Genomic DNA, 279 nt, shown 5'->3' with positions numbered 1-279 from the left:
ACCCAACCCCCATTATCGATGCGCCCCATAACATAATGAGCTGAGCGAGACTCCAGCCATTTCCGGTAGGAACGATCATCAGAAAACCTGCGACGAAACTCAGTATGCCGACAATATCGCGCCCGACGCTGAATACCTGTCCCTGATGCCCCGAACGCACAACATGGCGGATACTAATGAAGATACACCAGACGATAGCAAGTACGGCAATGATATTGTTGAACACCCAGAACATGCTTCCGATCAGGGTGGGGTCGCTGGTTGACAGTGGATTGGTGA

Annotated in this window: 1 pseudogene; it reads right to left on the bottom strand. The window is 51.6% G+C overall.

Going from position 1 to position 279, the window contains the following annotated elements:
• Nucleotides 1–279: pseudogene (locus RTW80_RS29020) on the bottom strand (hypothetical protein); the annotation flags it as partial.

Source organism: Escherichia sp. AM3, assembly GCF_032029835.1.
Lineage (GTDB): Bacteria > Pseudomonadota > Gammaproteobacteria > Enterobacterales > Enterobacteriaceae > Escherichia > Escherichia coli.
The sequence above is the reverse complement of the archived record's forward strand: the minus strand, read 5'-3'. Positions and strand labels throughout refer to the sequence as shown.